Origin of the sequence: Aeromonas sp. 75A (assembly GCF_051919425.1) — a bacterium.
GTDB classification, from domain to species: domain Bacteria; phylum Pseudomonadota; class Gammaproteobacteria; order Enterobacterales; family Aeromonadaceae; genus Aeromonas; species Aeromonas veronii.
In genome coordinates this window covers 4,110,789-4,130,780 of record NZ_JBQBES010000002.1, presented here as the reverse complement: position 1 = coordinate 4,130,780, position 19,992 = coordinate 4,110,789, and the positions used below count along the sequence as shown (strand labels likewise).

The window sequence follows — 19,992 nt, the reverse complement described above, 5'->3', positions numbered from 1 at the left end:
TGACGGTGATGATCTGAATGCAGAGCACAAAGGCTAGTCGCCCTGACGAAATTAGCCCGATTGACCAATATGCCAGGTCTGACCATATGGATGCTGAGCCTCTTGTTCTTCTGAGGGCAACAACGATAACGCCTCCTGAGTGGATGCAATAAGTTCACTCTTGCCAAGAGCCTGGCGTAGAGAGAGAGCCTCTGAGAGCACGGCGCGAGCGTTATCATAGGCGCCGGTCTGTACGAGAGCCTTGCCAAGATGATGCAGTGCGAAATGCAGCATAAGGGAGTTTGGTTGCAACCGTTCAACTACTTGGGAGGCCAAGCTGACAGCTTCGTCCAAACGGTCGAGCCGCTGCAAAACCTGCACCAGGCGTAGTTCTGAGCTAACGCGAGCAACATCGTCCTCTGAAACCATCTGCGCGGAGATCACCTCTCGGAGAATGGCTTCTGCCTGCGCGGCTCGTCCCACACATAGCAACATAAAGGCGGCAGCGCTCCGAGCTCTTGAAGCAGCTCGTGACAATGCAGCACAGGGATGTAGGTCGAGGGACTGATTGGCAGCAGCCTGCATGGCTATTGGGTCTACCGCTTCGGGGAGCAGATTGGGAGCGCACAAGCGGTATTCCGTACCGGTGCCTGCGATGCAGAACGTGTAGCCATCAGTGAGCGCCATGGGTTGATTCATCGATCCTCAAGTTTAAAATAAGCTGCCTTGCAGCATTCGATATTTTCCGGAAGCAAGGGCTGTAGGTTCGATTAGCGAAGCGTAATCGGACATTCGCGGTCTTTTTACAATATTTCTATTAAACTCATCAAAACCCTCCCAGGTTGCCACTTCGCCCCTCCCCAAAAACACTTACTCTCGAACTGGCTCCGGTCGTGACGTTATTGCCATATTGACATGTAATTTCACCACTCTTAAACAGTTTGTTATGTGAATTTAAACCCATATGCTTTGATCGAAATATCCTTAATTTTACTTTCACCGATACATCTTCTTAAATTTGAGTACACTTTTAGTGCTTCACTGTAAAATTGCTCATATTCAGGATCATCAGAAGCACAATCGACAGCCTTTGCAAAACATTTGGTGGCAGAGAACAGCTTGGAAATACAGATAATCATCAACATATGCTTCAAAGCGAGGCTTTCGTTACGAGTGTCCGGTAATGGGATAACTGCAAACTCACCTTTATGATTCAAGGCAGACCTTGTCTCATCTGCTACCTGTTGTAACGTAGGGTGCTTCATTTTGCACAATAGCTTGTAGTTGTGATAACACATTTTCCAAGCCGTATTAAATTCATCATTATTTGGAAATTCATCCGGAACGCTCCCGTATAAATCTTTGTATGCTGCCATTTTGCAAAGTTTTTGAGCCCCCCAAGGAACATCACCATTCTTGTTAAGTAGAACTTCATCAGCCAAGTCTTGACACTCAACAAGGCAATTAACAACAAGTGCATTTTCATAAAGCGAAGCAGCGACACATGCAGCTTGGTAAGGATAACCCCAATTAATCAATAACCACGCACCTCTAAAATCACTCATGGTACGCTTCAAAAATGCAGCAGAAAGTTTGATGGATTTTGAACCTGAGTTTTTACCTTTGAGAAATGGAGCTTTAATAGCTAAGTTCATACAATCTTCAGCTAAAGAATCCCAAGGCTTTAAGTCTTCAAAACTTCGGTCGATTGCACCGACTTCGAGGCGAGCCAGATAGTTCCAATAGTGATCTTGCCAGTTGTCTTCAGAAATCATATTTCAATCACTTACGTAGGATTCCAATAATTCACATAACAGTAATTAGATGGAAAGCGCTATTAATGTGTTAGTAACGCCTTCCATCTAACTCCGCTCTACCACTCGTCATCACAACCAATAGATAATATTAAAATCACTGTATTACCAACCAGCGACTGATTTATGAGTCCATTATCAATAGATTTGAGCCGGCTCCACTTGTATCACTGGATAAAACCACAGTCAACAAACGGAAATAGAAAATGCAGCCTATTTCCTCTTTTATCGGCTTGCCGCGGTGTTTACTCCGCTATCTGCACGATATAAAAAAGGCCTTATCAAAAGGCCTTTTCAGAAATATTCAGATTCCGGCTGATAGCCCGCTTTTACGGCAATCAACCCGGTTCTGGTGACAAGGGCAGCACCTGCCCATCCAGCGCATGATCACTATTGGATGGATAGTCCGGCACCGGCTCGCAGTAGGGAATGCGGCTTAGCACCGGCGCCTTGACCAGGGCGGCCAGTTGATCGGAGCGGCGCAGGCTGGCATCCGCCAGTTCGGCCACCAGCGCCAGACCGCAGCCCAGCCCCAGCCCGCCAACAATGCCCGCCAGCAAAAATAGCCAGAGCGGGTAGTTGCTCGGCTTGCTGGGGGCAAAGGGCTTGTCGATCACCTTGATCCGCTCCCCCTGCTCGAAGTTGCCCAGATCGCCGGTCACCTTGGCCTTCTCATAGCGCAGCAGCAAATCCTGATAGAGGGTGCGCTTGACCGCCAGATCCCGCTCCAGCTCGGCGAGCTGGCGCTCGGTATCGCCCTGGGAGTCGACCACCTTGTCCAGCCCATCCAGCTGACTCTTCAAGCCAGCGGCGTTTTGCTCCGCCTCCGTCAGCTGCGTCTGGGCCAACTGCCACTCGGGCCCGCGGGCCATATCCGGTTGGGATTTGAGCTGCTCAAACTCCTGCTGCAACTGGTCAATCTGATAGCGCAGGCTCTGAACCTTGCTGTGCTCGTCGCTGTAGCGGGCTCGCAGCAACACCAGCTCGGTACGCATCAGCTGCAGCTTCTCATCCAGTTGGCGGGCCAGCTGGCTCTCTTGCCCTAGCGATAGCTGATCGACCCGTGCCTTGGCCTGCTGCAGGGTGATCAGGCTCTCGGCATAGCGCTCCTGCAAACCATAGAGACGGGCGACGTTGGTACTCTGCTGCTGGGGCAAGGCGCTGGCATGCTCCCGTTTGAAGTCGGCGAGCAGCTGCTCGGCCGCTTGCAGTTCGCTGCGGCGGCTGTCGAGCTGGCTTTGCAGGAAACGCTCGGACGACTCCGCCGACTGGCGCCCCTTGCTAAGCAGGTTGAAGAAGAAACGCCGCGAAATGGCTTCGAGCAGCCCGGCGCTGTTGGCCGCCGAATCCGCTTTTACCTTTATCTCGATCACCTCATCACCGATCAGCCGCAGCGAGACGGCACTCGAGAGCCAGTCCATAATGGCATCACGCTGGGCTGGCGGGGTCTCGTCATTGACCAGACCGCGATCCCGCGCCACCCCATCCAGTACATAACGGCTGCGCAGCAGGGCTTCGAGCACCGCAAAGCGATCCTTGAGACTCTCCTGAGTGATCAGATCCTTGAGGGTCGGGGTCTGGTTGGCATCTTGCGGCACCATAAAGGTGGTGCGGCTCTCATACTCCTTGGGGGTGAGCAGGCCGACCGTCACGCCCACCAGCGGCATCACCAGTACCGGGATCACCAGCAGATAGCGACGGCGCCAGGCGGCAAAGAGAATGATGTAGAGGTTGTAATAGAACTGGACAGGCATGGCATCACTCCCTGAGAAAAGCGCTCCCCTCGCACGATGCAAAGGCAGTGCCACCAGAGGAGCTGATCGCCTCTGTGGGTAGATCGCAAGAGTGGTACAAGATTCGCATTCTCCCGTTATCCGGGGTGTTACCCCTTCCCTTGCCGGAGCGCGAACCATGTTGTCATCAACCCCGTCGCACAGACCCCATCCCCGCAGAAGCTCCATCGTTCAAATAGTGCAGCACCTGCAGCCCGGCGGGCTGGAGACCATGGTGCTCAACCTCACGCAGGCGAGCCCTGCCGAGCAACCGGTGCATATCATCTCCCTCGAAGGGCACAAAGGGGATGTACTAAGTGCATGGCCCGCCCTGCATCCCTTCGCAGACCATATTCACTGCCTGGAAAAGCCCGCAGGCTGGTCGCTGGCGACCCTCTGGCGGCTCACCCGACTGCTGCGCCAACTCAAGCCCGTCGCAGTACATACCCACCATCTGGGGCCCATGCTCTATGGCGGTCTGGCCAGTCGGCTGGCCCGGGTGCCCACCCTGGTACACACAGAGCACGATGCCTGGTATCTCGATGATCCCCATCAGCGCACGCTGGCCCTGTGGGGACTGCGCGCCTTCAAACCCATTCTGGTGGCCGATGCCACGCCGGTGGCCAACCAGCTGCTGGCCAAGCTGGGCCAGCTTTCGCCAACCGTGATCCCCAACGGCATCGATGAGCTGCGCTTTGCCCCGGGCGCCGCCGCCCTCGCCCGTCAGGAGATGGGATTGCCGCAAGGGGTCAAGTTGATTGGGTGCGCCGCCCGCCTTGAGTCGGTCAAGGGTCACACCTTGCTGCTGGAGGCGATCCGCACCCTGCCACAGGAGGTGCATCTTGCGTTGGCAGGGGTCGGCAGTTTGCAAAATGCGTTGCAACAACAGTGTCAGCAGCTGGGGATCGCCCATCGGGTCCATTTTCTGGGGCTGGTCGAAAACATGCCGCGCTTCTATCAGGGGCTGGATCTCTTCTGCCTCCCCTCGCTGGCGGAAGGGATGCCGCTTTGCGTGCTGGAAGCGCAGGCCTGCGGGGTGCCGGTGGTGATGAGCGACGTGGGGGCGGCCAGAGAGATCGTCTGCCAGGCCAGCGGCCATATCCTGTCGGAGCGGGATCCCGGCCGCCTTGCCCAGCTTCTGGCACAAGGGTTGCTGCAGTGCCATAGCCTGCGTGCCGTCACCCGAGAGTTTGTGTGCCAGCAAAGCAGCTTGAGCCGGATGGCTCAGGCCTATCAGCAGCTTTACAGCCGCTGATCAAGCGACCCGATGACCAGAGGAGCATCCCATGGAATGGATCATGATCGTGTTCTGGCTGTGCACTGTACTGGTGGTCTACCACCATGTCGGCTATCCCCTGCTGCTCAAATTTGGTGGTCGGCAGGCGCGCAAGGTAGCCAATCCACCGCGCCCTCTGGATCGAGGGTTCAAAACAGAGGCCGCCGATGAGGCGCTGCCGACCATCACTTTGCTGATGCCGGTCTACAACGAGGCGGCGACCATCGCGGCCAAGCTGCAAAACCTCGCCAGCCTCGATTACCCCGCCGACAAGCTGTGGGTGCATGTGCATTTCGATGGTTGCAGCGACAACAGCTACCCCATTGCGCTGAGCCAGCTCGGTGATCCCGCCCTGCAGCAGTTGCAGATCAGGCTGTTTGATCACCCCCGCAATCGCGGCAAGGTCGCCGTGCTCAACGAGGCCATGACCCGGGTGCACAGCGATCTGGTGGCCCTCACCGATGTCTCGGCCCTACTGCCCATCGACAGCCTGCTGCTGGCGGTCGCCCATTTTGCCGATCCCAAGGTAGGGGTGGTCGGGGAAGCATACCGGTTCTGGCAACCGGGCTCTCAGGGCGAGGAGAGTTACTGGCACTATCAAAGCCAGATCAAGCTCTGCGAGTCGGCCCTTGGCGGCATGCTGGGGGCCCATGGGGCCTTTTACATGATGCGCCGGGAGTGCCTCACCCCACTGGCCGCCGATACCATCAACGACGATTTCATCCTGCCGATGCAGGCCATCGCCAAGGGGTATCGGGCGGTCTATGACAATCGCTGCGCCGCACTGGAGCTGGAAGTTTCCGATGCCGCGCTGGAGGCGACACGGCGCAAGCGGATCGGGGCTGGCAACACCCAGCAGCTGTTGCGGTTGCTGCCCCTGCTGCACCCCAAGTTCGGCTGGGTTGCCTTCAACTTTGCCAGTGGCAAGGGGCTGCGGGTGTTGATGCCGCTCTGCCTGACCCTGCTGTGGCTCTGCGCCATCCCGCTGGCTACCCAATCTCTGCTGTTTCAGCTGCTGCTGGGGCTGCAACTGCTGGGGTATCTGCTGGTCATCCTGATCCAGCTGACCCCTGTCCACCCCTGGCCCAATCTGTTTCGCAAGATCCACTATCTGGTACTCGGACACTGGTACAACGGCATGGGCACCCTGCGCTACTGCCTGCGCGCCCCCATACGTTTCATGTCACAGGAGAAAGCCGTATGACACACCCCATTCCAAGATTGACCCTGGTGGTCAAACGCAGCATGGATCTGCTCGGTGCCACTCTTGGCCTGCTGCTGACGCTGCCGCTGTGGCCACTGATCATGCTGGCCATCCGGCTCGATAGCCCGGGGCCAGTGTTCTTTCGTCAGTTGCGGATCGGGCGCAGCCACGCCACCCATACCGAGCTCTTTTTCATGATCAAGTTTCGCACCATGCACGCCGACGCCGAGGCGGCCACCGGGCCAGTCTGGTGTGGCAAGGGGGACAGCCGGATCACCCGCAGCGGCGACTTTCTGCGCAAAACCCGGCTCGATGAGCTGCCGCAGTTTATCAATGTGCTCAAGGGGGAGATGTCGCTGATCGGCCCCCGTCCGGAGCGACCTGGGATCGCCAACCGGCTGGAAGATGCGGTGCCGTACTTTATCGAACGCACCTATGAAGTGGCCCCCGGCATTACCGGTCTGGCACAGGTCAATCAGGGTTACGACGAGTCGCTCGATGATGTGCGCAGCAAGCTGGCGTTCGATCTGGCCTACTCGGTCGCCCTGCTCCACCCCTGGCGCTGGCTGGTGCAGGATGTACATATCATTGGCAAGACGATCGCCATCATGGTTGGCAAAAAGGGGCGCTAATCCCGCCAATCTCAGCCACACCTCGAGACCATCAGGCCATTGCCACTGCAATGGCCTTTTTTATGGCGCATCTTTGTGGCACGTCCGCGGTGATCACAGAGAAGCCAGCGGCCTGATCGCCATCATCTGGCCCCATTCATCCAAAGGCCTGATGTCCGCTTGACCAACCGCAGAAACCCGAGCGTTGCGTGATCACAGAAGCAATCCGCCCCCAGCAACCCCTAACACCGGCACATAAAAAAACGAGTAGCCAACGGCCACTCGTTTTGACAGGTTTCTCCGTGATTCAGGCGCCGTAGACGGCTAGAATATCGGTCACCCTGTTGTTGACGCTGTACCCGCGGGCGATGGTGTTGCTGGCCGCCTGACTCATTTTGCTGCGCACCACCCCATCGCTGCGCAGCCAGTAGTTGACCAGCTCCGCCATATCCCGCACATGGCCGGGCTCCACCAGCCAGCCATTGGATTTATGGTCGATCAGATTGACCAGGCCCCCCACTGCAAAGGTACAAACCGGTATGCCGTGGGCCATCGCCTCCAGGGCCACCAGCGGCAACCCTTCAAAGCGGGAAGTGATGCAGAGCAGGTCGATGTTGTGCCACTCATTGGCCATGTTCTGGAAACCATGAAGCTGGACGCGATCACCATACTGCTGCAACAAGGCACTTTTCATGGGGCCATCCCCGTAGAGATGAAACGCTCCCTCCGGGCAGAAGGCGGCCAGCTGGCAGAATGCCTCCGGCCCCTTTTCCGGCGAGAGGCGGCCGACAAAGGCAATCCGGTTGCCAGTTACCGATGCAGGCGTCGCAGGCATGGGGACAAAGTTGCTGATCACCGTGCTTGGCACAGGCAATTTGCGAGCGATGGGCTCGCTTACTGCAATACACTTCGCAAAACGCGCTGTGGTGCGATCCAGCCAGCTGTAAAGCTTCAGCAAACCTTCCCCGTCATCCCCACTGTGAAAGGTCGAGACCACCGATTTACCGGTAAACCAGGCTGTCAGCCGCCCCAGCACCCCGGCCTTGTAGCCGTGGGTGTGGACCAGCACAGAAGCCGGCTGGCGGGCCAGACGGCGCATAAAATCGCGGCTGTTTTGGCACACCTCGTAGGGCAAGCTCTGTTGTTTGAGCAGGGTCGTAAAAGGGGTCATACCATGGTTGCTCACCAGCACTATGGTGGGGCGAAATCCCCTGGCCAGCAGATCGTTGGCGAGATGGATAATGTGAACTTCAATTCCACCGACCTGACGCGCATCGATGGCCAGCCAGATCTGCTGCATGGGTAACATAAGGCCCTCCTCCCGTGGCTCCATGCCACCTGAAATGAGGCGCTGCATAGAGCGGGCCAGTCAGGCAAAGAGGGGCAGGATCAGGCGCCGGGACAGGCGACCAGCAAGAGGGTCATGTCATCGAGGGCGGCATCATTGATGCGCTCATCAAACCAGCGGGCAATGCGATGAGCCAGTTGCTCAAGACCGGGCCCCGAGGTCAGGCAGATCGCCTTGAGCTGCGCCTCCCAGCACTGGCGCTCTGCGGCATCACGGCTATCGAGCAGGCCGTCGGTCCAGAACAGCAGGATCTCGCCGGGCTTGAGCTGACGCTCATTGGTCACGAAGTGGGGATCCGGGCGCAAACCGGGCAAGGGGCCGGTCACGCCGACCTGACGGATGGTGCCGGGCCCGACCAGCCAGGGCGCAGGGTGGCCCGCGCTGGCCCACTGCACCCGCCCCTCGTTGCCGAGCTCAATACAGAGGGTGGTGAGCAGGGTAGCCCCAAGGAGCGGATCACTGTGAACCGCATTGGACAAGATGGTCAGCAAACGGGCGGGGGCGCGCTCCAGATCGTGCGCCGTCAGCAAGCCGCGCAGATAACCGGCATAGGCATGGGCAAAAAACTTGGCTTCTGCATCGTGGCCCATCACATCCCCGAGCCACAACACCCGATCCTTGACCAGCAGAAAGTCCCCGCCCCCCACGGTGGCCGCGCGGGTTTGCAACGCAAGCTGGTATCCCCCTATCGAGGTGGCGGGCAATAACGGGCGCAGCGCCGAGGTCATGCGCTGATCCAGCTGCTCGCCCCATTGCGACTTGAGCTGCTCCGAGCGTTGCAGCACCCGCGAAACCGCCAGCAACAGGTCCTGCTTGGTGATGGGCTTGACCAGAAAGTCATCGATCCCCAGCGCCCCCGCCCGACTCTGGGTCCACTGATCCTGATGACCGGTCAGGAAGATAAAGGGCACCCCCTTCATCTTGGGATCCTTCATCAACTGCTGGCGCAGCCCAAAGCCATCGATCCCCTCCATCTCGATATCGGAGAGCACCAGCGCGGGGGGTTGCTTTCCAAGCGCCAGCAGGGCGGCATGGGAGTCGGCATAACTTTCAACTCGGTAGTGCTCATGAAGGTAGGCGGTGAGCAAGGCACGCATCACCTTGTCATCGTCGATCACCGCTATCACCGGCAGTTGGTTGACCGGGCCCTGCTGGCGAAGGGTCACGCGATTGCGATCATCGTCGCGAGAGAAGTGCACCTCGGCAAACAGCTGGTGCACCAGCGCCAGCCCGTATCCCCCCTCCTGCAGTTCATCGGGTAACGGCGCACTGGCAAGACCGGGTTGCGGGCCGCCATCATCCTCCAGTATCAGACTCAAACCCGTTTCATCCTCTTTCAGAGTGAGCCAGAGCCGGGTCGCGGGAGGAGCTGTGTGTTTGACGCTATTGGTGGCCAGCTCACTGAAACAGAGCAGCCAGTTGGCTTGATCCTTTGGGGAGACCTGAAACAGGGAGAGTCCCTGCGCCAGCCGGTTGCGCAGTTCGCGCACCGCCTGCAGGGTTGCCGGAGCAGATCGCAACCAGTCATCCATATCGGGCCTCCATCAGCGGGCGATCAGATCCGGAAATTGAGCAAGGCACTGCGCCGACACCAGCGCTTGAGCCATTCGGTCACCCGGTTACTGGGCAGCCGGTTGAGCTCGCGCAGGATCTCGCTGGCCAGCCCCGGGTTGAGCTTGTCGTTATAGACTGCGCCAATCAGATTGGCCTCGGCACGAGTCAGTTTATCCACCGCACTTTGTACCACGGTCGTCGGCGTCACTCCCGCCAGCACCACCAGCAGTGCCCCTTCACAGGCCCCACACACCTGATCGGCCGGAATATTGCCCCGATTGAGGGCAGTGAGCGGTGAGGTATCGAAGATCACCACATCGTAATGTTCCAGCCAGCGAACCAGCAGCTGACGCAAGGTATCCTTGTTGCGAAAAGCCATCAGATCCTTGCCCGGCGCCGGGAGCAAGGACAAGGAGCGGCCAGTGGCCACCGGCTCGGGCACATCATTGGGACCCCAGGCAACTGCCGTGGCGCGGCCGGGGTGATAGAGATTGAGATCCACCAGCAGGGTGCGCAGCCCATCCGCTTCCGAGCGCCTTGCCAGCGCATCGCAGATGGAGCTCACCCCCTCTCCCCCTTCTGACGAGGTTACCGCCAGCGAGCGGATCCCCCGGGCGACCGTCGCCGCGTAGAGGGATTCGAGCTCCAGATATTGAATGGGGATGCTCATATCAAAGCGTCCCGACCAGGGCCACCACCGAGATCGTGGTCAGGATGTCGCGCATGCCATCCATGAAAATGGCCCAGTTGCTGCTTTTGCTATCAGGGATAAAGACAGTGTCCCCTGCGCGCAGCACCGGCAACTGGCTAAAGTCGGGCTCTTTGGCAAAGCCGTCGAGATCGAAGCTGCGGGCCTGATCCCCCTGACCACTGGTAGCCATGTTGATCACCACAATCTTCTTGATATAGGCGCTGCTGGTCGGGCCCCCTGCCTCAGCCAGCAGATCCAGCAGGGTCATGGAGGAGTCAAAGCGGTAGCGACCGGGACGGGCAATCGCCCCCAACACCCGAATGGTGTTCTCCTTCGGCTCGTCGAGCCAGGGGCGATTCTTCTCCGGCAGGTAGATGGAGTCGCCGGGCAGCACCTTGGGCAGCAAGGTTTCATCGCCGGTTTCAAAGTAGAGGGCAAGATCGAGCTTGCTGACCCGTGCCGTGCTGCCACTGCGATGGGCGATGCGCACATTGCGCAGATCCGCCGCCGCAGTCGGACCATCGGCGGCCGACAGGATGTCGATAAAGCCCATCTGCTCATTGAAGGCATAGCGACCGGGGGCCCCGACCTGACCGAAGATATAGATGGAACTGTCCGGTGACTGGCGCACCCACTGGGACTTGTTGTCACTGGGATCGGTGGGCAGCTCGGGGATCATGATGGTGAATCCGGCCCGGATCTTCGGCAGGCTGGCCAGCGCCCCGCCCTGATGAAGGAACTTGTCGAGATCAAACAGGGTTGGCGTGGCCTGCCCCCCTTCGGCGGTCAGGATCTGCACCTTGGCGATATCGGCCCGCTCGTTGGGCCCTCCGGCGTGGGCGATCAGATCCAGCAGCGACATTTCGTCAGACCATTCATAGCGGCCCGGGATCCGCACCGCCCCCATCACCATCACCGCCCTCCCGGGTGCCACCTTCAACCAGGACTTCTCGTTGATATCGGTTTTTTCCGGCACAAAGATGGCATCACCGGGTTTGACTTGGGGCAGCGCCTTTTGCATCCCTTCGGTATAGGCCTGCAAGTCGATGGGTTCGATCGTGCCATCGGTGCGCAGCAAACGGATCTGGCGACTCTCGGCATAGCGGGTCGGGCCACCGGCATTGGCCAGAATATCGAGGAAGGAGTCCCCTTCCCGCCCCTCATAGGCGCCGGGTTTGAACACCTCGCCCATGATGTAGATGGTACGTGCCCCCCGTTTTATCTGCTCTTCATCCTTGGGCACGAAGATGGTGGCGCCCGGCGCCAGATTGGGCAGCAACTTGTTGTTGCCGGAGTCGAGATAGGCTTTGAGATCGAACAGTTCAGGGGCATCACCATTGATCACCCGGATCCGCTCCACCCCGGCAAAACGGGTCACCCCACCGGCTCGCATCAGCAGATCCACGATGGAGTTGCCACTCTTGAAACTGAAGGCGCCGGGGCTGTTGACCTCGCCAAACACCTTGATCGCCTTGCCGGTATCGCCATCCCCACCTGCCGCCAGGGTTGCCGCATCAAAATCAATCTGCACGTTGCCGATCAGCGGAGAGGCGGGTACGAACACCACATCAAGGGATTGCAATGGCGGCAACACGCTGGCATCGCCGGTATCGAGATAACGCTTGTAGTCGAAGCTAGAGACTGTGCTGCCGCGCCGCACCTGCATATTGTTGAGCTGGGCACCAGGCACCAGACCGCCAGCGGCATCGAGGGCCATCTGCACGTTGCCATCGGGCGCCAGATCATAACTGCCGGGTTTTTTAACATAGCCCATCACGCTGATCAGCAGCCGCTTCTCCAGCAAGGTGACGGTCAATTGAGAGAGGTTGTTGTAAACAGGTTTGAGGGCGGTGCGGATCAGCTCATCCGCCTGTTGCAGGGTCTTCCCCCCCACCACGACGTTACCAACTTCAGGCAGTGCAATTTCCCCCTGCTTGTTGATCTGGAAAGGCTGATCAAAAGCAGGCTCACCGGGTTGCACTATGGCCAACCGATCACCGGGAGCCAACAAGGTGGAGGCCAGTAACGGGCAGGTGAACAACAGCAAGAGAACACAGATCAATCCTTCGAGAGCGCCCCGTTTCATAGACATCCTTTTCGTCTGTTACGTCTGCCCCCATTGGCGTAAGGGGAGCCCTGACCAATCAGCACGACAGCCATCCGCTGTTGTCTGTTGCAGCCGCAAACGTACTTGTTGTAGTGATTGTGCCAACACGGTCTGACGCCAGGCTACATCCGACCAGAGCCGTCCGTGCATATCCCGTTCGATATCAATACGTTGAGATTGTAGTCGTTTCAACTCGGCAGGCATACACCCCTGCAGACTCGCTTGCTTTAATTCCGTCAGCTGCAAGTCGAGTTCCTTCTGACGCTCATCATAACGAGACCAGACCCGCCGTTCATCCTCATTGACCGGAATACGGGTGGGTCTTGCCTCGGCCATGCCGCCATACCCCTCCGGCGGCCACTGCGCACAACCCGACAGCAGAATGGACGAGAGCAGGATACCAAAGCGTTTCATGATGCAGCGGCCATCATGCCACGGGAACGCATATAGGCCTTGATGCTCTCATGGCAGGGGATCACCCGGTCGATATGCAGCATCTCCAGCAGGTCATGAGGTTGACCGGGTCCGCAGACAAGGGCCATCTGATGCCCGTTCATAATCAATCTTTTATAGAGAAATACCAAGGCTCCGATCCCCGACGAGTCGATAAAATGAACATCGCTGATATCGGCCAGGATATCTCCCGGGTGGGTCGAGAGGGTTTCAAACAACGGGCGGAGCTCACTGACGGCCATCGCGTCAAACTCGTTTTCCAGTACCACTACCTGGATATCATTAAGGGTGTAAGTCATGCTTTCCATCGCTAGCTCCTTGTCGATTCTCAGACTATTTGCTGTCACGGCATTCAGCACGCTGCAAATGTTATGCCGGACAGTGCCACGGCACTTGTTCTCCAAATGATACTCTTTGCGCCTTATTCGCCGACACCCACTCCTCGTTTTGATTGCCAAATTGCAATTAACCTCCCCCGCACGTTGCAAACTGCAATTCACCTTGGCCGAGATCGCCCGATAACAGGCTAAATGGCTGATAATTCAAGCCCATTAGACTGGGCCCGATTATTGCTTGCCTTTGGACACACTTCACAAGCCACCTTTGGCTCGGCCCCCATGCCGCCATTTTCCAGGAAGGAGAGATCATGAAAGCAGGCCTTTACATCGCACCACTGCTGGCAGCCCTTTGCGGCACCGCATACGCAGCCCCCTCCCCTGACAGCGCCGTGTTGAAGGTTGAAGGCGCCATCAGCAGCCCCACTCATCAGGCTCTGGCCCTGTGGGACAGCGCCATGCTGGATCAACTGCCGGTACACGAAATCAAAACCCATACCCCCTGGTATGACGAAGCCAAGACCTTTCGCGGCCCGCTGCTGCAAGATGTATTGGCCAAGGTCGGGGCAACCGGCAAACAGCTCACCATTACCGCGCTCAATGACTACTCGGTACAGGTGCCGACAAGCGATGCCGAGCAGTATCGGGTCATCCTCGCCCGCACGATCAATGGCAAGCCACTGTCGGTGCGCGACAAAGGGCCGCTGTTCCTTGTCTATCCGTTTGATCAATATCCCGAACTGCAAAACAAGCTCTATTACGGTCGGGCTATCTGGCAGATCAGTGCGATAAAAGTGGAGTAGATCCCATCATGCGTTCCATGGCGGCCAGTCAACGTTTCTTGTTTGTGGTGCTTTGTGTGCTGCTCCTAGCCTTTGCCGGTATTGGTACCATTCAGTACCGGCAATTTCAGGATCTGCAGCGCAGTACCAGCCAGGGCGAAGACAACGTGATGTGGAACTATTTCCAGCTCTATAACGAAGCGCTGCGTTTTCAAAGCTCGCTGCTCCATGAGTCGCAACCGACCTTCCAGCTCAGATACGATATTCTGGTCAGCCGCATGGATCTGGTGCTGGAGAGCAAGGATCGCAGCCTGCTTCAGCAAACAGAGATCTACCAGCAGGCAAGCAAAGCCATTCGCTCCTACATCTCTCTGGCGGATATCTGGCTCGGCCCGGAAGCCACCAAGCCGCTGGACAATCTTGCCCATCAGGAGCTGCGCCAACAGCTCGCCTCCCTGCTCCCCCTGCTCCATCAGCTGACTCTGGAGGTGAACCAGCAGGCGACCCTGTTTGATGTGGCGCGTCGCGACAGCGTGAGGGAGCAGATCATCACGACGACACTCATCGCAACCCTGCAATTTGCGCTGCTCTTTGTGCTCGCCCTGCTGATCTGGCGGCAAATGAATATCTCGTTTCTGCAACACAAACTGATGCAGCAGCTCAATGACAAACTGCTGCGGGCAAATCAGGCGGCAGAGGCAGGCACAAGAGCCAAAAGCAGCTTTTTGGCCAACATGAGCCATGAAATTCGCACCCCCATGAATGGCATTCTCGGCATGCTCTCACTGCTGGCCGACCGGGATATGGATCCGAGGGAGCGAGACTATCTGGAGACGGCGCGGGAATCGGCAAACCATCTGCTCGGTCTGCTCAACGACATTCTGGATGTATCCAAGCTGGAAGAGGGCAAGATCGAGCTGCAACTGGCCCCCCATCACTTGCCCCAGCTGCTGGAGGATATTCGGGCCCTGATGCAGAGCAACTGCGATGCGAAAGGGATCAAGCTGACCCTGGCTGTTGCCCCCGATACGCCGGAGTGGTTGATGATCGACCCGCTGAGAGTGCGCCAGATCCTCTTCAATCTGGTGAGCAATGCCATCAAGTTCACCCATCAGGGGGAAGTAAAGATCCACGTTGCTAGCACCCTGTTGGAGCAGGATCGCCACTCGATACGCATCTCGATCCAGGACACCGGGATCGGCATGAGCAAAAGTCAGTTAAAGAACCTGTTTCAACGTTTCGCTCAGGCGGATGTCTCGATCACCCGCCAATATGGCGGATCAGGCCTGGGACTTGAAATATCCCGTAACCTCGCACGCCTGATGGGCGGCGATATCTCGGTAGAGAGCAGCGAGGGACATGGCAGTACTTTTACCTACATCTGGCCCGCCAGAGCCACGACCCCCTCGATTGTTTGCCTGCCGTCCAAGCCGCTGGCTCAGGAGAGCTATCGCATCTTGCTGGTTGATGACAATGCCACCAACCGCAAGGTGATCGGCGCCATGCTCGACTCCGTGGGTCATCAGGTCACACTGGCCGTTCAGGGAGAAGAGGCGCTGGAGAAACTGGGTCACACCGAATTTGATCTGGTGTTGATGGATGTCCAGATGCCAGTGATGGATGGCCTGGTGGCCACCACCCGGATCCGCACCTCCCAGATGCCTTGGGCAGATATCCCCATCATCGCCCTGACGGCTGATGCGATGCCGGAATCCAAGCAATACTATCTCTCCCATGGCATGAATGGATATATCACCAAGCCCATCAATAAAGAGACGCTGCTAAGCGAGATAAACAGACATATTTCCCATGGTCGGCTCAAATACAACGCCACCCTGCGTGTCACCAAGCAATAAAACCGCGGATTCCGGGCTACTGATTGCTCATGTGGGGCAACATTGACGTCTGCAGACAACTGAATGGGCTTGGGTCTGGAATGCACACAGGCAAGCCGCTTCGCAACAGCTGCACGGGCCGTCAGCTTGTCTCGGGTATGCAGGGATTTTTTGATCTGTACAGATCTAGTAATCCCCTCCCTACAAAGTCCAGACCAGAGTGAATGACTATATTTATGTTTTTAATGCATCAATAACCACTCTTAATGCGGGTGAAACATTCCGGTGGGGATAATAGAGGTACAGACCAGCCAAACGGTGACTATAGGGTTTCAATACCTGGATTAAGATGCCGCGCTCAAGTTCATCGCTCACCAATTCCTCTGGCACATAGGCCAGTCCCAGCCCCATTTTGGCAGCAGCCGCCTCCATATAACTGTCAGAGAAGACCCACTGCCCCTGTGGTCGATGCTTAATCGCCTTCCCCTCTTGCCACAGTTCCCATTGATAGAGGCTGCCATCGGCAAATTGGTAAGCAATACAGGGATGTCCCGCCAGATCGGCAGGCGCCTGGGGAAATCCGTATTGAAGAAAATGATCTGGTGTGGCTACCATCACCATCTCCAGATCAGGCGTAATGCGCACGGCCACCATCCCCTCATCCACCTCGTCACCCAGCCGCACGCCAGCATCAAAGCGCTCATCGATGATGTTCACGAAGCGGCTTTCACTGATGAGTTCCAGCCGAATATCGGGATAACGCTGCCTGAAGATGGTCAGCTTGGGAAGCAGCACCTTGTCGATGGCATGTTGGCTGGCGTTGATCCGTACCGTGCCTGAAGGGGTATCACGATAGTGGGCGAGCGTGGCCAGACCCGCATCAAGGGACTGAAAACAGCCCTGCGCCGTGCGGTACAACTGCTCACCCGCTTGGGTTAAGGAGAGGCTGCGGGTGGTGCGCATCAGAAGCTGCACCCCGAGCCGTGCCTCGAGATCCCGAATCGTTCGGCTGACCCCGGACTGGGCAAGCCCCAACCTAGCTGCGGCCTTGGTAAAACTCCCTTCCCGAGCGACCAGCATAAAGACGTGGAGATCGTTGTAATTCTCGCGGCCTGTCATTTTGTTCACCCCCTATATTCCTGTCCGCCACGACCTGAGTCAGGTGCGCGTCAGACGTCTTAATTTAGAACAAACAAGCATTAATGTTATCAAAAAACCGCCTCTAATCATCACTATTCGTTCTAACTAGACTGTGTGTCGTGGTTCACAAAACCAGCCATCCACCACCAGGACCACGCATCAGAAATCCGATTTCGAGGAACTTTGCCATGAATGTTCTCCCCAAGAAACTGACAGCTATCGCGTCTACCCTGCTGCTGGGCGCCGCATTAACCGGAGTATCTACATTGAGTCATGCCCAAACAACCAACCCCACTGAACCTGTCTCCATGGTCACCCAATGGGACAAGACCTTCGCCCAAAGCGACAAGGTCGATCATCGCAAGGTCACCTTCAAGAACCGTTACGGCATCACTCTCGTGGCTGACCTCTATCTGCCGAAAAACCGGGGAGACGCCAAGCTGGCGGCCATTGCTCTGAGCGGCCCATTTGGTGCCGTAAAAGAGCAGTCGAGCGGCCTCTATGCCCAGACCCTGGCTGAGCGTGGTTTTGTCACGCTGGCGTTTGACCCCTCTTACACCGGTGAGAGTGGCGGCCAGCCGCGTGATGTGGCCTCGCCAGACATCAACACCGAAGATTTCAGCGCCGCCGTCGATTTTCTCGGCCTGCAAAAAGAGGTCGACCGCAACCGTATCGGTCTACTGGGGATTTGCGGCTGGGGTGGCATGGCCCTCAATGCCGCCGCTGGCGACACCCGCATCAAGGCGGTGGCAACCAGCGTGATGTATGACATGAGCCGGGCCATGGGGCATGGGGTGGGCGATGGCAAGGATCGATATTCCACCGCCGATCGCCGCGCCGTGCTGGCATACCTGAATGAACAACGCTGGAAAGACGCGGAAAGTGGCACCTATGCCCATAGCAATCACGACCTCTATGTCGATGACAAGGGAAATGTCACCGCTGCCGCCCGCACCCTGCCAGAGGTTCTGCCGGAAAACCCGCACCCGGTACTCAAGGAGTTCTTCGATTACTACCGTGTACCGCGTGGTTTCCATGCCCGTTCGGTGAACTCCAACGGGGCCTGGACCACTACCATGCCGCTGTCATTCATGAATATGCCGCTGCTGAGCTATGCAAGCGAAATATCCATTCCCACCCTGATCGTGACCGGTGAGCAGGCTCACTCCCGTTACTTTGCCGAAGATGCCTTCAAAGCCGTTGGCAGCAAGCAAAAAGAGCTGGTCGTTGTGCCTGGCGCCAATCATGTCGACCTGTATGACAACCAGGCTGGCAAGATCCCGTTCGCCAAGTTCGAGCAGTTCTTCAAGACCAACATGAAGTAAGCGTCGAAAGCGCGGCGGCCTCTTCGCCGCGTTTTCTCACTGGTTTCGACGCCACCATTCACGTCACATAGGGAGAAGCTCAATGATCAGAGGAGTGTTTGTTGGCGCGATGGCTCTGTTGCTGGGGGTGACCAGCACAGCAACCGCTACAAGTGCTAAGGCTCAGAACAAGGCAGAGAGTATGAACATCAAGATGACGATAGCCAGCCAGATCATCACGGCCACCCTGGAAGATAGTCACAGCGCCCGGGACTTTTTTGCCATGCTCCCCCTGACACTGCCCCTCGAGGATTACGCCGACACCGAGAAGATTGCTTATCTGCCCCGCAAATTGACCACACAGGGCGCCCCAAAAGGCATTGACCCGAACGTGGGGGATCTCACCTATTACGCCCCGTGGGGCAATCTGGCGATCTTCTATCGGGACTTTGGCTATTCGACCGGACTGATTAAGTTAGGGCGCATTGAATCGGGTCTCTCCCACCTGACCATAACCTCGGCCGCCAGCATCACGATCGAAGCAATCGAATAAGCCCATATTTCACTTTCAGGTCATGCCATGAACGTAACATCGTTATCATCACATACACCCGCTGTCGTCAACGAACACTGGTCTGCGGTTGCTGCCATGTCCCTGTGTGTGGCACTGCTCATTGCCGCCGAGTTTATGCCGGTCAGCCTGCTAACGCCGATCGCCACCGATCTAGGTGCCAGCAATGGCATGGCCGGTCTTGCTATTGCCATCTCCGGCCTGTTTGCCGTCCCGACCAGTTTGCTGATCGCCCCCCTCTCTCACAGGCTGGACCGACGTCATGTGCTCATGGGGCTAGCCGTCGTGATGCTGACCTCTTTAATCGTGATCGCCCTAAGCCCCAACTTTACCGTGCTGATGGTGGCACGCGCTCTGCTCGGGATCGTTATCGGCGGTTTTTGGGCGCTGGCAACCGCCACCATCATGCGGTTGGTCTCAAGCCAATCCGTCCCCAAAGCGTTGGGCATCCTGTATACCGGCAATGCGGTCGCGACCGCCTTTGCGGCCCCCATTGGCAGTTACTTGGGTGGACTTATCGGCTGGCGAGGCGTGTTCTGGCTGCTGGTACCGTTGGTAGTGATCAACCTGCTGTGGATGGTACTTTGCCTGCCTTCCATGCACTCCCAAGCACGCCCGCACAGCGCATTTCGCCTTATGCGCAGACCCAACGTCGCCATTGCCATCATGGGCGTGACGCTGACCTTTGCCGGCGCCTTCAGTGCCTTTACCTATTTTCGCCCCTTCCTAGAGACACGCACCCAGGTCGACCTGCCACAACTCTCGGCGCTGCTGCTGGCTTTGGGGCTGGCCGGTTTTGTCGGCACCACAGCGGTAAGCATGCTGCTGCGCCGTCATCTTTACCGGATGCTGCGCTGGTTGCCACTGGCGCTAGGCGTTATCACCCTGGCGCTGCTTGCGGTGGAGCATCACTTCTGGAGTGTGGCCCTGATGCTGATCCTCTGGGGCGCCCCTAACTCCGCCATTCCGGTCGCCTGGTCAGCCTGGATCACCCAGGGCATCTCAGATTCACCCGAGAGCGGTGGAGGCCTGATGGTGGCAGCTATTCAGCTGGCGATCACGTTGGGGGCTGCCGTGGGGGGGTGGTTACTGGATTCCCTCTCTATCAGTGCCACCTTTATGGGCAGTGCCCTGTTACTGACCGCCGCCTCCATGGTGGTCGGCAATGGCAGCCGACTAAGGCCCGTCACGCTTGACCAGTAAGTTGACCCATCCG

18 protein-coding genes are annotated in these 19,992 nt (G+C 57.6%); 8 read left to right on the top strand and 10 right to left on the bottom strand.

The features are described 5' to 3' along the window. Nucleotides 1–51 precede the first annotated feature (51 nt). The 3 genes from ACTG2T_RS19170 to ACTG2T_RS19160 form a co-directional block, all read right to left on the bottom strand. A complete protein-coding gene (locus ACTG2T_RS19170; protein ID WP_330124593.1) occupies nt 52–678 on the bottom strand; it encodes a tetratricopeptide repeat protein in 627 nt (208 codons plus the stop codon). Between the two features lie 245 nt (nt 679–923). Next, nucleotides 924–1,754 carry a hypothetical protein gene (locus ACTG2T_RS19165; RefSeq protein WP_330124592.1) on the bottom strand — a complete coding sequence of 277 codons (831 nt, stop codon included), beginning with the start codon at nt 1,752–1,754 and terminating at the stop codon, nt 924–926. Nucleotides 1,755–2,131: 377 nt separating this feature from the next. Continuing rightward, nucleotides 2,132–3,547: a GumC family protein gene (locus ACTG2T_RS19160; RefSeq protein WP_021230256.1), complete on the bottom strand. Its 1,416-nt coding sequence runs from the start codon at nt 3,545–3,547 to the stop codon at nt 2,132–2,134. 157 nt (nt 3,548–3,704) lie between these two features. Between ACTG2T_RS19160 and ACTG2T_RS19155 the strand changes: the two genes are divergently transcribed. From ACTG2T_RS19155 to ACTG2T_RS19145, 3 genes are read left to right on the top strand one after another with little or no spacing between them, the layout of a single operon-like run. Further along, nucleotides 3,705–4,820, top strand: a complete 1,116-nt coding sequence (locus tag ACTG2T_RS19155) for a glycosyltransferase (RefSeq protein WP_323917115.1) — start codon at nt 3,705–3,707, stop codon at nt 4,818–4,820. A gap of 31 nt (nt 4,821–4,851) precedes the next feature. Continuing rightward, a complete protein-coding gene (locus ACTG2T_RS19150; RefSeq protein ID WP_279496140.1) occupies nt 4,852–6,045 on the top strand; it encodes a glycosyltransferase family 2 protein in 1,194 nt (397 codons plus the stop codon). Next, complete coding sequence (locus ACTG2T_RS19145; RefSeq protein WP_216955256.1) at nt 6,042–6,677, top strand: sugar transferase; 636 nt, start codon at nt 6,042–6,044, stop codon at nt 6,675–6,677. Before ACTG2T_RS19150 ends, ACTG2T_RS19145 begins: the two co-directional genes overlap by 4 nt. Nucleotides 6,678–6,963: 286 nt before the next feature. On the opposite strand, the gene ACTG2T_RS19140 is transcribed toward ACTG2T_RS19145, so the two are convergent. From ACTG2T_RS19140 to ACTG2T_RS19115, 6 genes are all read right to left on the bottom strand, one after another. Beyond that, nucleotides 6,964–7,965 (bottom strand): glycosyltransferase family 4 protein, encoded by a 1,002-nt coding sequence (locus ACTG2T_RS19140; RefSeq protein WP_330124591.1) that lies wholly within the window; start codon nt 7,963–7,965, stop codon nt 6,964–6,966. Nucleotides 7,966–8,045: 80 nt separating this feature from the next. Then, nucleotides 8,046–9,536, bottom strand: a complete 1,491-nt coding sequence (locus ACTG2T_RS19135; protein WP_330124590.1) for a SpoIIE family protein phosphatase — start codon at nt 9,534–9,536, stop codon at nt 8,046–8,048. Between the two features lie 23 nt (nt 9,537–9,559). Continuing rightward, entirely contained in the window at nt 9,560–10,228 is a 669-nt protein-coding gene (locus ACTG2T_RS19130) for a tyrosine-protein kinase family protein (protein ID WP_005360129.1), read from the bottom strand. 1 nt (nt 10,229) lies between these two features. Then, complete coding sequence (locus tag ACTG2T_RS19125; protein ID WP_005360128.1) at nt 10,230–12,335, bottom strand: SLBB domain-containing protein; 2,106 nt, start codon at nt 12,333–12,335, stop codon at nt 10,230–10,232. An 18-nt stretch (nt 12,336–12,353) separates the two neighbouring features. Continuing rightward, nucleotides 12,354–12,770 carry a hypothetical protein gene (locus ACTG2T_RS19120; RefSeq protein WP_005351415.1) on the bottom strand — a complete coding sequence of 139 codons (417 nt, stop codon included), beginning with the start codon at nt 12,768–12,770 and terminating at the stop codon, nt 12,354–12,356. Next, complete coding sequence (locus ACTG2T_RS19115; protein WP_005333409.1) at nt 12,767–13,117, bottom strand: STAS domain-containing protein; 351 nt, start codon at nt 13,115–13,117, stop codon at nt 12,767–12,769. The genes ACTG2T_RS19120 and ACTG2T_RS19115 overlap by 4 nt, the downstream gene beginning before the upstream one ends. A 338-nt stretch (nt 13,118–13,455) precedes the next feature. On the opposite strand from ACTG2T_RS19115, the gene ACTG2T_RS19110 reads away from it, so the two are divergent. Together ACTG2T_RS19110 and ACTG2T_RS19105 are read left to right on the top strand one after the other, a co-directional pair. Continuing rightward, entirely contained in the window at nt 13,456–13,947 is a 492-nt protein-coding gene (locus ACTG2T_RS19110) for a molybdopterin-dependent oxidoreductase (RefSeq protein WP_005351410.1), read from the top strand. Between the two features lie 8 nt (nt 13,948–13,955). Next, entirely contained in the window at nt 13,956–15,782 is a 1,827-nt protein-coding gene (locus ACTG2T_RS19105; RefSeq protein WP_330124589.1) for an ATP-binding protein, read from the top strand. Between the two features lie 213 nt (nt 15,783–15,995). Here ACTG2T_RS19105 and ACTG2T_RS19100 read toward each other — a convergent pair whose 3' ends face one another. After that, nucleotides 15,996–16,880, bottom strand: a complete 885-nt coding sequence (locus ACTG2T_RS19100) for a LysR family transcriptional regulator (RefSeq protein WP_021230264.1) — start codon at nt 16,878–16,880, stop codon at nt 15,996–15,998. A 209-nt stretch (nt 16,881–17,089) separates the two neighbouring features. Here ACTG2T_RS19100 and ACTG2T_RS19095 point away from each other — a divergent pair, with 209 nt between their 5' ends. The 3 genes from ACTG2T_RS19095 to ACTG2T_RS19085 all read left to right on the top strand — a co-directional run bounded on the left by ACTG2T_RS19095 (nt 17,090) and on the right by ACTG2T_RS19085 (nt 19,979). Beyond that, on the top strand, nt 17,090–18,226 hold the full coding sequence (locus tag ACTG2T_RS19095) for an alpha/beta hydrolase (protein ID WP_330124588.1): 1,137 nt from the start codon (nt 17,090–17,092) through the stop codon (nt 18,224–18,226). Nucleotides 18,227–18,308: 82 nt separating this feature from the next. Then, nucleotides 18,309–18,758 (top strand): cyclophilin-like fold protein, encoded by a 450-nt coding sequence (locus tag ACTG2T_RS19090; RefSeq protein WP_236284576.1) that lies wholly within the window; start codon nt 18,309–18,311, stop codon nt 18,756–18,758. Nucleotides 18,759–18,854: 96 nt separating this feature from the next. Beyond that, entirely contained in the window at nt 18,855–19,979 is a 1,125-nt protein-coding gene (locus ACTG2T_RS19085) for an MFS transporter (RefSeq protein WP_330124587.1), read from the top strand. Nucleotides 19,980–19,992 lie beyond the last annotated feature (13 nt).

Coding starts and splice junctions, on each gene's coding strand:
- ACTG2T_RS19170 (WP_330124593.1), bottom strand. CDS start 678: ATGAATCAACCCATGGCGCTCACTGATGGCTACACGTTCTGCATCGCA.
- ACTG2T_RS19165 (WP_330124592.1), bottom strand. CDS start 1,754: ATGATTTCTGAAGACAACTGGCAAGATCACTATTGGAACTATCTGGCT.
- ACTG2T_RS19160 (WP_021230256.1), bottom strand. CDS start 3,547: ATGCCTGTCCAGTTCTATTACAACCTCTACATCATTCTCTTTGCCGCC.
- ACTG2T_RS19155 (WP_323917115.1), top strand. CDS start 3,705: ATGTTGTCATCAACCCCGTCGCACAGACCCCATCCCCGCAGAAGCTCC.
- ACTG2T_RS19150 (WP_279496140.1), top strand. CDS start 4,852: ATGGAATGGATCATGATCGTGTTCTGGCTGTGCACTGTACTGGTGGTC.
- ACTG2T_RS19145 (WP_216955256.1), top strand. CDS start 6,042: ATGACACACCCCATTCCAAGATTGACCCTGGTGGTCAAACGCAGCATG.
- ACTG2T_RS19140 (WP_330124591.1), bottom strand. CDS start 7,965: ATGTTACCCATGCAGCAGATCTGGCTGGCCATCGATGCGCGTCAGGTC.
- ACTG2T_RS19135 (WP_330124590.1), bottom strand. CDS start 9,536: ATGGATGACTGGTTGCGATCTGCTCCGGCAACCCTGCAGGCGGTGCGC.
- ACTG2T_RS19130 (WP_005360129.1), bottom strand. CDS start 10,228: ATGAGCATCCCCATTCAATATCTGGAGCTCGAATCCCTCTACGCGGCG.
- ACTG2T_RS19125 (WP_005360128.1), bottom strand. CDS start 12,335: ATGAAACGGGGCGCTCTCGAAGGATTGATCTGTGTTCTCTTGCTGTTG.
- ACTG2T_RS19120 (WP_005351415.1), bottom strand. CDS start 12,770: ATGAAACGCTTTGGTATCCTGCTCTCGTCCATTCTGCTGTCGGGTTGT.
- ACTG2T_RS19115 (WP_005333409.1), bottom strand. CDS start 13,117: ATGGAAAGCATGACTTACACCCTTAATGATATCCAGGTAGTGGTACTG.
- ACTG2T_RS19110 (WP_005351410.1), top strand. CDS start 13,456: ATGAAAGCAGGCCTTTACATCGCACCACTGCTGGCAGCCCTTTGCGGC.
- ACTG2T_RS19105 (WP_330124589.1), top strand. CDS start 13,956: ATGCGTTCCATGGCGGCCAGTCAACGTTTCTTGTTTGTGGTGCTTTGT.
- ACTG2T_RS19100 (WP_021230264.1), bottom strand. CDS start 16,880: ATGACAGGCCGCGAGAATTACAACGATCTCCACGTCTTTATGCTGGTC.
- ACTG2T_RS19095 (WP_330124588.1), top strand. CDS start 17,090: ATGAATGTTCTCCCCAAGAAACTGACAGCTATCGCGTCTACCCTGCTG.
- ACTG2T_RS19090 (WP_236284576.1), top strand. CDS start 18,309: ATGATCAGAGGAGTGTTTGTTGGCGCGATGGCTCTGTTGCTGGGGGTG.
- ACTG2T_RS19085 (WP_330124587.1), top strand. CDS start 18,855: ATGTCCCTGTGTGTGGCACTGCTCATTGCCGCCGAGTTTATGCCGGTC.